Raw genomic sequence first — 13,280 nt, 5'->3', positions numbered from 1 at the left:
GACGTCCAATGCGCGTGGCGATCCCCTCAACCGAAGGTGAAGGCGTAGGCCTGCACGCCGGGATCGAGGAAATGGATCTCGAACGTGTGGTCGCCGACCGGGCCGGCCTCGCGCACCAGCTGGTAGAGCCTTTGGCCGGTCACCGTGCCGTTGCCGTCGGCATCGGTATCGACGCCGTGGCTATCCCCCGGAGGCTTGCCATCGACCGTGACCTTGAAGCGGATCGGCTTTCCGTCCGCATTCGGACCGAGAACGAGATGCAGGTCGCGGGCATGGAAGCGGTAATAGATGCTGCCATCCTTGTCGTTGAGCCCGGCATTTTCAGGCCCGACCGTCCAGTTGCCCGTCAGGCCCCATTCGTTGAGCTTCGGCTCCGCGGCGCTATAGACATGCGGCGCATCGTTGACGGTACCCTTGGTGTCGACGAAGTTCTCGGAACGCTGCCAGCCGACATAAGTTTCGGGAGACTGCACGTCGTTCTGGTTCGAGGCCGCCTCCGTGCCGGTCGCCTTCACATCGACGATGCCGCCCGCGACATTCTGCTTTCCGGCCTCGGCGAGCAGCTCTTGGATCACCCGCTCGGACTGATCATATTCGCCCTCGCCGAAATGGTGATGGCGTATGCGGCCTTCGGCATCGATGAAGTAATGCGCCGGCCAGTATTGATTGTCGAAGGCGCGCCAGATGGCATAGTCGTTGTCGATGGCAACGGGGTAGGCAATGCCGAGATCGCCGATCGCCTTCTTGACGTTGTCGACATTCTTCTCGAAGGCGAATTCCGGCGCATGAACGCCGATCACCACCAGCCCCTGATCCTTGTACTTTTCCGCCCAGGCTTTGACATAGGGAATGGCGCGGATGCAGTTGATGCAGGAATAGGTCCAGAAATCGACGAGCACCACCTTGCCCTTCAGCGCTTCGGCCGAAAGCGGCGGCGAGTTCAGCCATTGGATGGCACCGTCGAGCGGCGGCATCTTGCCTTCGACCGGCAATGTGTCCGCGGCTGCTTGCGGCTTTGCCTGCATCATCGTGTTGGCGCCGCTCATCATCATCTGGTTGCTGCCGCCACTCATCATCATCGCGCCGCCATCATTGCCGTTCATCACGACGGACGACGGTTTCTGCGGCTGCAACTTGTCGATCAGTCCCTGCTCCAGCGATGCGGTGCTGGCAACCGACGCCTGTGTCAGGAAGCCGGTATCGAGGCCGAGGCCGATTGCGGCGACGGCAACGAGAACCGCCACACCGACCCCGCGGCGCAGCCATTCGCCGACGCCGAGCGACCGCTTCATCGTCTGATAGACCTTGCCGCCGACAAGGAGCGCCAGCGCAAGCGAGGTCGCAGCGCCGAGCGCATAGGCAAGCAGCAGAAGCGTGGTGCCGACGCTGGCCCCTTGAAGCGCCGCCCCGGTCAGGATGAGGCCGAGAACCGGTCCCGCACAGGGCGCCCAGAGCAGGCCTGTGGCAACGCCGAGAAGCAGCGAGGCGACGACGCTGGAGCCGCCGGCGCGGGCTCCCTTGTCGGCGGACTGCGACAGACGCGCGCCGAGCGAAACCAGCGGCCGCGTCAGATGATCCGACAAAGCGGGAAACAACAGGATGATGCCGAAGACGGCAAGCAGGGCCAGCGCGGCATAGCGGCCATACTCGTTCGCCTGCACCGCCCAGCCGCCTCCGAGGGCGGCAAGTGTGGCGACCGCCGCGAAAGTCGCCGCCATCCCGATGAGCATCGGCAGGGTACTGCGCATGAAGGACTGCCCGGCGCGGGCGAAGACGAAGGGAAGCACGGGCAAAATGCAGGGGCTGACGATCGTCAGCACGCCGCCGAGATAGGCAAGGACGAAAAGGATCATGGAACTGTCTCTGGTCGATCAGGCCGAAGCCCTATGGAATGTCATAGCGACGCCATTCATGCAGTAGCGCAGCCCGGTCGGCTTCGGTCCGTCTTCGAAGACATGGCCGAGATGGCCGCCGCAGCGGCTGCAATGAACCTCGGTGCGGACCATGCCCATCGAGCTGTCTCTCGTCGTGCCGACCGCGCCGTCGAGCGGCGCCCAGAAGCTCGGCCAGCCGGTTCCGCTCTCGAATTTCGTATCCGACGCGAACGCATTCTGATCGCAGCCGGCGCAGGCGAACTTGCCTTTGCCATGCTCGTTGAGAAGCGGGCTGGTGAACGGATATTCCGTCCCCTCCTTGCGGAGGACCTGATACTGGTCGGCAGTGAGCAGCTTCTGCCACTCCGCATCCGTATGGGTCAGCGGAAAATCTTGGGCGGCTTCGGCCGGCCGGGCCGAAAAGCCGAAGCGGAGCGCAAGGGCACCAAGCCCGGCGCCAAAAAGGACATGACGTCTTCTGACCATGGTTTCAGTCTCCTCACCTGGTCTGCCAAACGAGACATAAGACACGCTGGAGGGCGTTCTTATTCCATCACGCTATATTTTCCTGAATATAGCGCTGCCTGCATCTACGTGAGAAGCCTGCCGTTTGTTACACACGTCGCGGTGATCACACCAAAATGTGAACCAACGGCGCCTGCGCATGTTTTTCGAAGCGCGAGCAGTCGCCCGGCCGCGCCCTTTTGTCCCTTGCGAGACGGAAAACCGCGTCGTAGGGGAAATCACCAGACCCCGCGTTGGACCCGATCCGCCGATGATTGTTCGTGACAAGCCAAGTTTCCTCGTCCTGTTCTTCATCTTCCGGGGATCGGTGATCGAGCGCATCTATCCGCAGGTCCTGGCGGTCATGCTGCTGTCGGCGGTGATCGTCTGGGGGCACAACAACGACCCGGGCATCATTCCATCGGTGATCGGCGCCCCCTTCGCGCTGATCGGCATTTCGCTGTCGGTGTTTCTCGGCTTTCGCAACAGCGCCTGCTACGACCGCTGGTGGGAGGCCCGCAAGCTCTGGGGCCACCTCCTTGCCGTCAGCCGCGATTTCGCAAGGCAGAGCCTGCTGCTCGCCGGAAGCAAGACCGGCAGCAAGCTGCGCCAGCATCTTCTCAACCTCAACATCGAATTCGCCGCAGAGCTCGTGCGCCACCTGCGTACCAGCGCGGAACCGGCAAGCTCTAAACGGCTGACCGCCGAAGAGGCCGCAGAACTTAGCAAGCAGCGGAATAAGCCGGATTATCTGCTGCGACTGATGGGCGGCCTGCTCGCCGCCGAGCGCCACGCTGGGCGGATCAGCGATATCGAATTCACGCTGCTCGACCGCACCGTCAGCGAAATGAACGGTGTGCTGACCGCCTGCGAGCGGCTGCGCAACACGCCGGTGCCCTTCGGCTACATGCTGCTGCTCCACCGCACAGCCTATCTCTTCTGCTTCATGCTGCCCTTCGGCTTCGCCGACGTGCTCGGCTACGTCACCCCCCTCGCCGCCGGCGTCGTCGCCTACACGTTCTTTGGCTTGGATGCGCTGAGCGAAGAGCTCGAAGAGCCCTTCGGCACCCTGCCGAACGACCTGCCGATCGCCGCAATCGCCAAGGCCATCGAGCTTTCGCTGCGCGAAGCACTCGGCGAAAAGGACCTGCCAGAACTGCCGAAGCCGGTAAACTCGATCCTGCTTTGAAGGCTAGGGGTCCCGCGCAATCTGCCGCCGGTTGCTGGCAGGCAGCCCGCAGAGCCGATCACAGGTGAGTTTGGTCCCAGCCGTCCTTGACGGTTTCCATGGCCGGGTTGGTCGAGGTGCTCGCGACATGCGGCAGCGTCGAGATCTTTTCGCCGAGGACACGGCGGTATTTGGCGATGTCGCGGGTGCGGACCTTCAGCAGATAGTCGAAGCGGCCTGCGATCATGTGGCACTGCTCGACCTCCTTGATCTTCTTGACCGCATCGTTGAAGCTCTTCAGCGCGCCTTCGGTGGTATTCGAGAGTTTGACCTCGACAAAGGCGACGTGATCGAGTTCCATCTTGGCAGGATTGAGCACCGCCCTGAAACCTTCGATATAGCCTTCCGCCAGCAAGCGCTTGAAGCGAATCTGGCAGGGTGTATTCGACAGGCCGACGCGGGCAGCAAGGTCCGTGATGGACATTCGGCCGTCTTCCGAGAGGGCCTCCAGTATCTTCTTGTCGAACTGGTCAAGTTCACTAAAATTTGCCGCTTCTCTAGTCATGACGCCTTCTCGAATGGGACTAGAATAGACGATTGCCACTGGATGATGCCGAAAGCAAGTTAGATCGACCTGAAGCGGCCATGTTATGCTGCGCTTGCTGGTGACAGAGGGCTTTGGAGAAGCCCGAAGGCGCCGGCTTTTGGACGTTCAACAACCTTCGCCGCTAGGACCTTCCATGCTCAAAGACGTCGCCGACAACGCCTCCGGATCGAACCCGAATTCGCCCTTTGCCCAGTTTGCCCCGCCGATCCGCGAGCAGTCGGAGCTTCGCAAGGCGATCACCGCGGCCTACCGGCGTCCTGAGACCGAGTGCCTGCCGCCGCTGGTCGCGGCCGCCAAGGTTCCCGACGATCTGAAGACGACGATCCGCGGCACGGCGCGCAAGCTGATCGAGGCGCTGCGCGCCAAGCATAAGGGCACCGGCGTCGAAGGACTGGTTCAGGAATATTCACTATCGAGCCAGGAGGGCGTCGCCCTCATGTGCCTTGCCGAAGCGCTGCTGCGCATCCCCGACACGGCTACCCGCGATGCGCTGATCCGCGACAAGATTTCCGAAGGCGACTGGAAGTCCCACGTCGGCGGCGGTCGCTCGCTGTTCGTCAATGCCGCGACCTGGGGCCTCGTCGTCACCGGCAAGCTGACCTCCACGGTCAATGACCGCAGCCTGGCGGCGGCGCTCACCCGTCTGATCGCCCGCTGCGGCGAACCGGTAATCCGCCGCGGCGTCGACATGGCGATGCGTATGATGGGCGAACAGTTCGTCACCGGCGAGACCATCGACGAGGCACTGAAGCGCGCCCGCCCGCTGGAAGCCCGCGGCTTCCGCTATTCCTACGACATGCTGGGCGAAGCCGCGACCACCGCAAAGGACGCCGATCGCTACTATCGCGACTATGAGAACGCCATCAACGCCATCGGCAAGGCCGCCGCCGGCCGCGGTATCTATGAAGGCCCCGGCATCTCCATCAAGCTCTCGGCGCTGCATCCGCGCTATGTGCGCGCACAGTCGAAGCGTGTCATGGAAGAACTGCTTCCCCGCGTCCAGAAGCTGGCGCTGCTCGCCCGCACCTACGATATCGGCCTGAATATCGACGCCGAAGAAGCCGACCGCCTGGAGCTCTCGCTCGATCTCCTGGAAGAGCTCAGCTTCGATCCGGCGCTGAAGGGCTGGAACGGCCTTGGCTTCGTCGTCCAGGGATATGGCAAGCGCTGCCCGTTCGTGATCGACTATATCATCGACCTGTCGCGCCGCTCCGGCCGCCGGATGATGGTGCGCCTGGTGAAGGGCGCCTATTGGGATGCCGAAATCAAGCGCTCGCAGCTCGATGGCCTCTCGGATTTCCCGGTCTATACGCGCAAGATCCACACCGACGTCGCCTATGTCGCCTGCGCCCGCAAGCTGCTTGCGGCCACCGATGCGGTCTTCCCGCAATTTGCGACGCATAACGCCCAGACTCTGGCGACGATCTATCATCTGGCCGGCAATGATTTCCAGGTCGGCAAGTACGAGTTCCAATGCCTGCACGGCATGGGCGAGCCGCTCTACGACGAAGTCGTCGGCAAGGACAAGCTCGACCGCCCCTGCCGCATCTATGCACCTGTCGGCACCCATGAAACGCTGCTCGCCTATCTGGTCCGCCGCCTTCTCGAAAACGGCGCAAACTCCTCCTTCGTCAACCGTATTTCCGACCCGAAGGTCTCCGTCGACGACCTGACGGCGGATCCGGTCGACCTCGTCGAGGCGATGACGCCGCCCGGCAAGCCGCATGATCTGATCTCCCTGCCCGACAATCTCTACGGCGCGGAACGTCGCAATTCCGGCGGTATCGACCTGGCGAACGAGGCGGAACTGGCGCGCCTGGGCGGCAACCTGTCGAAGACTGTCACGATGACCTGGCATGCCTTGCCGCTTCTGGCGGACGGCGACACGCAGGGTGTGACGCGCCCGATCCTGAACCCCGCCGATCACGGCGATGCCGTCGGCGAGGTGACCGAGGTCGAACCGGCAGCCGTTGCGAAGATCGCCAAACTGGCGGCGATCGGCGCCACCGAATGGGCCCAGGTCTCTCCGGCCGATCGCGCAGCCTGCCTCGATCGCGCAGCCGATATCATGCAGTCGCGCATCGAAACGCTGATGGGCGTCATCATGCGGGAAGCCGGCAAGTCGGCGGCGAATTCGATCGGCGAAGTGCGCGAAGCGATCGACTTCCTTCGCTATTACGCCGAGCAGGCCCGCCGCACGCTCGGCCCCTCGCACGCCCCGCTCGGCCCGATCGTCTGCATCAGCCCGTGGAACTTCCCGCTGGCGATCTTCACCGGCCAGGTCGCCGCGGCGCTCGTCGCGGGTAATTCGGTCATCGCAAAGCCGGCCGGCGTGACGCCGATCGTCGCTTTCGAAAGCGTCAAGATCCTGCACGAAGCAGGCATCCCCCGTCATGCCCTGCAGTTCACGCCCGGCGACGGCCCGCTCGGTGCCGCGCTGATCGACGCACCGGAAACGGCTGGTGTCATGTTCACCGGCTCCACCGGCGTTGCCCGCCTCATCCAGGCGCAGCTCGCAAACCGGCTTTCGAACTCGGGCAAGCCGATCCCGCTGATTGCCGAAACCGGTGGCCAGAACGGCATGATCGTCGATTCCTCGGCTCTCGCCGAGCAGGTCGTCGGCGACGTTATCGCCTCGGCCTTTGACAGCGCCGGACAGCGCTGCTCGGCGCTTCGCGTCCTCTGCCTGCAGGACGATATTGCCGACCGCACGCTCACCATGCTGAAGGGCGCATTGCAGGAGCTGTCGATCGGCCGCACCGACCGGTTGAGCGTCGATGTTGGCCCAGTCATCACAGCGACGGCGAAGGCCGGTATCGACGGCCATATCGAGAAGATGAAGGCGCTCGGCTGCAAGGTCGAGCAGCTGCCGCTTCCCGAGACGGCCAACCTCGGCACCTTCGTGCCGCCGACGATCATCGAACTGAAGAAGCTCTCCGATCTCGAGAAGGAAGTGTTCGGGCCAGTGCTTCACATCATCCGCTATCGCCGCGCCGATCTCGATCGTCTCATCGACGATATCAACGGCTCCGGCTATGGCCTGACCTTCGGCCTGCATACGCGCCTCGACGAGACGATCGCGCATGTGACGAGCCGGGTGCAGGCTGGCAATCTCTATGTGAACCGCAACATCATCGGCGCCGTCGTCGGCGTTCAGCCCTTCGGCGGCCGCGGCCTTTCCGGCACGGGTCCGAAGGCGGGTGGTCCGCTTTATATCGGCCGCCTCGTGCAGAAGGCGCCGGTGCCGCCGCAGCACAGCTCGGTCCACACAGACCCGGCGCTTGCCGATTTTGCCGTCTGGCTTTCGGGCAAGGGCAAGACCGACGACGCCGAGGCCGCCCGCGAACTCGGCAGCCTCTCGGCCGTCGGCCTGCAGAAGGAGCTCGTCGGCCCGGTCGGCGAGCGCAATCTCTACGCCCTCCATCCGCGCGGCCGCGTGCTTCTCGCACCGTCCAGCGAACGCGGGCTTTACCGGCAGATCGCCGCGGGTCTCGCGACCGGCAACCAGCTCGTCATCGACGAGGCTTCCGGCCTTCGCCAAGTGCTGAAAGACCTGCCGGGCAGCGTCGCGCATCGCATCACATGGACCTCGGACTGGAATAAGGATGGCCCCTTCGCCTCGGCTCTCGTCGAAGGCGATGCCGAGCGGATCCTCAAGGTCAACAAGGCGATCGCCGCGCTCGACGGTCCTCTGGTTCTAGTGCAGTCGGCAACGACGGCGGAGATCGAGAGCGATATCGAGGCCTATTGCCTGAACTGGCTGATCGAGGAAGTCTCGACATCGATCAACACGGCTGCGGCCGGCGGCAATGCCAGCCTGATGACGATCGGCTGATCGTGAGCACAATGGCGCCGGGGCGGCTAGTCGCCCCGGCGCGATCCATATTGAAAACTACCCGGCAACCGCCGCAGCATCGCTCCAGGATGCGGCGATCTGCGCCCGGTCCATCGAGCGGGCAATACGCCCGGCATCCATGATGACGGCGCGGTCGCACATATGCGCGACAACGCCGGGATCGTGGCTGACGAGGACGAATGTCATGCCTTCGGATGCCTTGAGATCGTTCAGCAGATTGAGAATTCCGGCCTGTACGGAAACGTCGAGCGCCGAAGTCGGCTCGTCGAGCAGCAGCAGCTTCGGCTTCAGAAGCAGTGCCCGGGCGATTGCCACGCGCTGGCGCTGACCGCCGGAAAGCTGATGCGGATAGCGGCCGGTAACAGTTGCCGGAAGACCGACCCGCTCAAGCGCGGTCCGCACCTGACCCTCCACATCGCGTTCGCCACGCAGCGACAGCGGCTCACCGAGAATGCGGGAGATGCGATGGCGTGGATGGAGCGAGGAATAGGGATCCTGAAACACCATCTGGATGCTGGCGCGTAGCGCTCCGGTGATCTTCCGTCCCGGCTGTAGCGGCTCACCGGAAACGGCAATCGAGCCCTGCCAGTTGGTGTTGAGACCGGCGATGGCACGAAGCACTGTCGTCTTGCCGCAACCCGATGGACCGATCAGCCCGAAGGTCTCGCCCGCACCGACATCGAAGCTGACATCCCGCACCGCGGTGAAGCCCTTGTCGCGCCCCTGAAAGGTGACGGAGAGATTGGAGACGGACAGCGCGCTCATGGCTGCTCTCCATAGACCGGCAATCTCGTTCCGTAAGTCGCGGCCGACGGACGGGCGGCCCAGAGGGCACGCGTATAGTCCGACTTGGCATTTGCGAGATCGGCCGACACCATCTGTTCGTCGATCTTCCCGCGGCGCATCACCATCACACGATCGGCGTAGCGCGACACCTGCTGCAGGTCGTGGCTGATCAGCAGCAATCCCATGCCAAGCTCCTCGCTCAGCGAGCGCAGCAGTGTGAGGATCTGATCCTGCAGCCCGCGATCAAGCGCCGACGTCGGCTCGTCGGCGATCAGGAGCTTCGGGCGGTTGATCAGCATCGCAGCGATCATCACACGCTGCCCCATGCCACCGGACAGCGCCGCCGGATAGCTGGAATAGATGCGGCTGACATCCGGCAGGCCGACCTTGTCGAGCATGTCGAGCGCCCGCTCCCGGCGCTCGGCGGCCGAGAGCTTGGTGTGAAGAAGCAGGGCCTCCTCCACCTGACGTCCAATCCTGTGTGCCGGGTTGAGCGAGTATTTCGGATCCTGCAGGATCAGGCCCATGCCGCTGCCGCGCAGGCTGTTCCAGCCCTTTTCGGGGAGGGCCGTCAGATTCTGCCCGTCGAAGGAAAGGCGCGCGGCCGCGACCTGTGCCCGTGACGGCAGCAGGCCCATGATGGCGCGACCGGTCATCGACTTGCCGGAGCCGGATTCTCCGACGAGGGCCACCACCTCGCGGCCGACCGAAAAGGATACGCCATCGACGATCCGCACCGGTCCGTTCGCCGATGGAAAGGAGATCGAGAGATCCTCGACCTGAAGCAAGGGATCAGTCATGGCGGGGATCCAGAATGTCACGCAGGCCGTCGGCCAGCAAATTGAAAGCAAAGGACGTGATCAGGATGGCGATGCCGGGAACGGCGGCCACCCACCACTGGTCGAAGATCACCTGCGTGCCCTCCGAAACCATCGAGCCCCATTCCGCCGTCGGCGGACGCACGCCGAGGCCAAGGAAGCCGAGGCCCGCGGCGGCAAGGATGATGCCCGAGAGATCGAGCGCCAGGCGGATGATCGCCGAAGGCAGCACGAGCGGCAGGATATGCCCCCAGAGCAGCCTGATGCCGCGAATGCCGACCATTTCGGCGGCGGCCAGATAGTCGCTGCGTCTCAGCGCTGCCGTCTCGACCCGAGCCTGGCGCGCATAGGCGGGCCAGCTCGTCAGCGCGAGAGCCAGCGCCCCGTTGATCAGCCCAGGCCCCATGATCGCGACGAAGGCAAAGGCAAGCAACAGGCGCGGGAAGGACATGACGATATCGGTCAGCCGCATCAGCACGCGCTCGATGATGCCGCCGAAGAAGCCCGCGAGAATGCCGACGAGTATCCCAAGCGGCGCCATCAGCAGCACGACGACGAGGACGAGCAGCAGCGTCGGGCGCGCGCCGTAGATGATGCGTGAGAGAATATCCCGGCCGAAACCGTCGGTGCCCAGCCAATGGGCCGCATCCGGCGGCATCAGCCGATTGGCCGTTTCCTGCAAGTTCGGATCGTAGGGCGCGATCCAGGGCGCGAAGAGCGCCAGCGCGAGGATGACGGTAACGACCACGCATCCCACGGCAGCGGCAGGCGAGCGCAGGAGACGTTGCAGAAAGACGGATCCGCCGAGCGGCGGCTGAACGGTCTCGCTCATCGTTTCTTCCCCGCTTCCAGCCGTGCGACGCCGAGATCGGTCAGCGCGTTGAGCAGCACGAAGGAGGCGCCGACGATCAGCGTGGCGCCGAGAATGGCCGGCATGTCGCCGGAAAACATCGCCGTCGTCAGATAGCGGCCGATGCCTGGCCAGGCAAAGACGGTTTCGGTCAGCACCGCGCCTTCGAGAAGGCTGGCATAGGAAAGCGCGATCACCGTCAGCAGCGTCCCTGAAATATTGGGGAGGATATGGACGAAGACGATGCGGCGCAGGCTCGCGCCCTTGGCACGCGCCGTCGTCACATATTCCTGGCCGAGCTCGGTGAGCACGGCCGCGCGCGTCAGGCGCGAAATGGCGGCAAGCGCATGGAAGGCAAGCACCGTCGCAGGCAGCACGAGATGCGCCAGCGCATCGCGGAAGGCGCCCGCCTTGCCCGACATCCAAGTATCGATCAGCGCAAAGCCGGTGACTGGCTTGACCGTGAATTGAAAGACGACGTCGGCCCGGCCGGGTCCCGGCGCCCAATGCAGCCGGGCATAGAACAGGAGCAGCATCAGCAGCCCGAGCCAGAAAATCGGTACGGAATAGCCGAAGAGCGAAACGAAGCGCGCCAGGCTATCCACCCATGTCCCCTGCCGCATCGCGGCGGCGATGCCGAGCGACAGACCGACGATCGCGCCGATGACGATCGCTGCGGTGGCGAGCTCGATGGTTGCGGGAAAAGTGCGAGCGATATCCTTGGCGACGGGTTGGCCCGTGGAGATCGACTGCCCGAAATTGCCCGACAGCGCAGTCTCGACATAACGCAGGAACTGCAGCGGCAGCGGCTGGTCGAGCCCGAGCTCGACGCGCGCCTGCTCGTATGTCGACTTGCTTGCGTGATCGCCGACGAGCTGCAGCGCCGGGTCGATCGGCGAAAGCCGCGTCATCGCGAACGTCACCAGCGCCAGGCCGAACAGGGTCAGCGCGAATGACCAGAACCACTTGAAAAGAGGCCACATGAAAGACAACTCCCGCCAGCTGTTTCGCTGACGGGAGTCGGTCATGCCGGCACTATTGTTCGTTGCCGTTTGCGGCACTTATTTTTCTACCTTGTCGTAATAGACCTGGTCTGCGTTCAGACCTTGCGCATAGTTCTTCACCTTGTCGCTTAGCACGACCGGATCGTTGCCTTGAAGCGTAAAGATGAAGGGCGAGCTCGCCTGGATCTTCTTCTGCAGATCCTGATAGAGCGCGATGCGCTTGGCCGGATCCTGTTCCTTGACGGCAGAGAGCGTCTCGTCCGTCAGTTCCGGGATAACCCAGCCGGCATATTTCGCCGCCGTGTTGGTCGAGTTGTCCTTGTTGATCGCGAAGGCGCTGGCGTTGGAATGCGGATCGAAATAATCCGGGATCCAGTAGCGCAGCGTCATCTCGAACTTGCCGGAGCGGCCACGGGCATAGATGTCGCTCGCCACGCCCGGCTGGATGTCGAGCGTGATACCGGCTTGCGCAAAGGTCGACTGAAGCGACTGCGCGATCGAGAGATAGGGCTGATCGTTGAAGACGATGAATTCGATCTTGAACGGCGTCTTGATGCCGGCGTCGGCCAGGATCTTCTTCGCCTTCTCAGGATCGAGCTTGAACGGCGTGTCCGTCAGGGCGCCCGGAAAGCCGACCGGAAGGAAGGACTGGTGGACGCTGCTCTGGCCGCGCAGGAGGTTCTTGGCGATGCCGTCATAGTCGACGAGATAGCGTGCCGCTTCCCAGAAGGCCGGATTGCCGAGCGTCGGGTTCGCCTTGGTGTTGAGCAGGATATAGTCGGTGCGGGCGGAAGGAACAGAGAGAACCTTGATGCCGCTCTTGTCCTTCAACGCTTCGATCTGGTCCGCAGAGAGACCACGCGCGATATCGGCATCACCCTGCTCGACGAGCAGACGGCGCGCACCGACGTCAGGCACGTTGCGGATGATGACGTTTTCGAGCTTCGGCTTGTCCGACGAATTGGCATTCGCCTGCAGCACGAGGGCTTCATGCGGCGTGTAGGCAGCGATCGAGAAGGCGCCGCTGCCGGCCGAGTTGGTCTTCAGCCAGCCATTGCCGAAGTCGTTATCCTTGACGTTGGCAGACACCGTCTGTTCGTCGACGACGGAGGCAATCGGGGCGGTCAGCAGCGAGAGCGCAAAACCGGCACCGACATCGGCGCTCCAGGTGAGCTTCACATGCTTGTCGTCCACCTTGGTGACGGCGCTGTCGACGGTCTCGGGCTTCCAGCCGAGTTCGTTGAGGATGAAGGCCGGAGACTTGTTGAGCTTGACGGCGCGCGTCAGCGAGAAGACCACATCTTCAGGACGAACCGGATTGCCGGAGGCGAATTTTGCATCGGCGAGCGCAAAGGTCAGGCTCTTGCCATCGCTGCCGGCTTCCCAGGAGGCCGCGAGCGCCGGCTCGATCTTCGTGCCATCGTCGCGGTTGGACTGCACGAGACGCTGGTAGAGGTTGTTGAAGGACTGCACCGTCGTCAGCTCGAAACCTTCGGCCGGATCGAAGCTCGTCGCGTCATCGATCGACTGCGCGACGACGAGCGTGTCGTTCGGGGTTTCGGCGTGAGCGGCAAGCGGGCCGAGCGCAAGGCTGAATGCGGCGCCAAGAAGCGCTCCCCGCCAAGATTGCAGCAACATTTTCGTCTCCTGATTATATTTATATGCGCGTTGGACCCGGCAGAGCGCCGCACGCTAACAAGTGCAACTTACTGCGCAGCCTCACCTTTCATCAGGCCCGATCGTTGCGATTATCACGGTGAAGTGAGAAAAAAATTCCCTGAGAAAGCCGAAATCCGGCGCTCCACAGAAACAG

General features: G+C 63.4%; 10 protein-coding genes. 2 read left to right on the top strand and 8 right to left on the bottom strand.

Going from position 1 to position 13,280, the window contains the following annotated elements; genetic code table 11:
- Positions 1–26 precede the first annotated feature (26 nt).
- On the bottom strand, positions 27–1,853 hold the full coding sequence (locus tag ACODR6_RS06960; RefSeq protein ID WP_489021784.1) for a cytochrome c biogenesis protein DipZ: 1,827 nt from the start codon (positions 1,851–1,853) through the stop codon (positions 27–29).
- A gap of 18 nt (positions 1,854–1,871) precedes the next feature.
- Positions 1,872–2,360 carry a peptide-methionine (R)-S-oxide reductase MsrB gene (gene msrB / locus ACODR6_RS06955; RefSeq protein ID WP_489021782.1) on the bottom strand — a complete coding sequence of 163 codons (489 nt, stop codon included), beginning with the start codon at positions 2,358–2,360 and terminating at the stop codon, positions 1,872–1,874.
- 289 nt (positions 2,361–2,649) lie between these two features.
- On the opposite strand from msrB, the gene ACODR6_RS06950 reads away from it, so the two are divergent.
- Entirely contained in the window at positions 2,650–3,567 is a 918-nt protein-coding gene (locus ACODR6_RS06950) for a bestrophin family protein (RefSeq protein WP_489021780.1), read from the top strand.
- Positions 3,568–3,625: 58 nt separating this feature from the next.
- On the opposite strand, the gene ACODR6_RS06945 is transcribed toward ACODR6_RS06950, so the two are convergent.
- The gene (locus ACODR6_RS06945; RefSeq protein ID WP_112711213.1) at positions 3,626–4,111 is read right to left on the bottom strand and encodes an Lrp/AsnC family transcriptional regulator; all 486 of its coding nucleotides are present in this window, start codon (positions 4,109–4,111) and stop codon (positions 3,626–3,628) included.
- A 175-nt stretch (positions 4,112–4,286) separates the two neighbouring features.
- On the opposite strand from ACODR6_RS06945, the gene putA reads away from it, so the two are divergent.
- A complete protein-coding gene (gene putA / locus ACODR6_RS06940; RefSeq protein ID WP_489021777.1) occupies positions 4,287–7,988 on the top strand; it encodes a trifunctional transcriptional regulator/proline dehydrogenase/L-glutamate gamma-semialdehyde dehydrogenase in 3,702 nt (1,233 codons plus the stop codon).
- A gap of 57 nt (positions 7,989–8,045) precedes the next feature.
- Here putA and ACODR6_RS06935 read toward each other — a convergent pair whose 3' ends face one another.
- Genes ACODR6_RS06935 through ACODR6_RS06915 form a run of 5 tightly spaced genes read right to left on the bottom strand, consistent with a single transcriptional unit; the run spans position 8,046 to position 13,105 of the window.
- Positions 8,046–8,774, bottom strand: a complete 729-nt coding sequence (locus ACODR6_RS06935) for an ABC transporter ATP-binding protein (protein WP_489021775.1) — start codon at positions 8,772–8,774, stop codon at positions 8,046–8,048.
- A complete protein-coding gene (locus tag ACODR6_RS06930) occupies positions 8,771–9,595 on the bottom strand; it encodes an ATP-binding cassette domain-containing protein (protein WP_489021773.1) in 825 nt (274 codons plus the stop codon). Before ACODR6_RS06930 ends, ACODR6_RS06935 begins: the two co-directional genes overlap by 4 nt.
- Positions 9,588–10,445, bottom strand: coding sequence for an ABC transporter permease (locus ACODR6_RS06925; RefSeq protein WP_489021771.1), 858 nt, complete (start codon positions 10,443–10,445; stop codon positions 9,588–9,590). Before ACODR6_RS06925 ends, ACODR6_RS06930 begins: the two co-directional genes overlap by 8 nt.
- A complete protein-coding gene (locus ACODR6_RS06920) occupies positions 10,442–11,524 on the bottom strand; it encodes an ABC transporter permease (protein WP_489021769.1) in 1,083 nt (360 codons plus the stop codon). Before ACODR6_RS06920 ends, ACODR6_RS06925 begins: the two co-directional genes overlap by 4 nt.
- Positions 11,525–13,105, bottom strand: coding sequence for an ABC transporter substrate-binding protein (locus ACODR6_RS06915; protein WP_112711219.1), 1,581 nt, complete (start codon positions 13,103–13,105; stop codon positions 11,525–11,527).
- Between the last annotated feature and the right edge of the window lie 175 nt (positions 13,106–13,280).

The sequence above is a fragment of the Rhizobium sp. FG96 genome, assembly GCF_057808655.1.
Note: the sequence above shows the minus strand (reverse complement) of the source record. Positions and strands in the feature narration are given on the sequence as shown.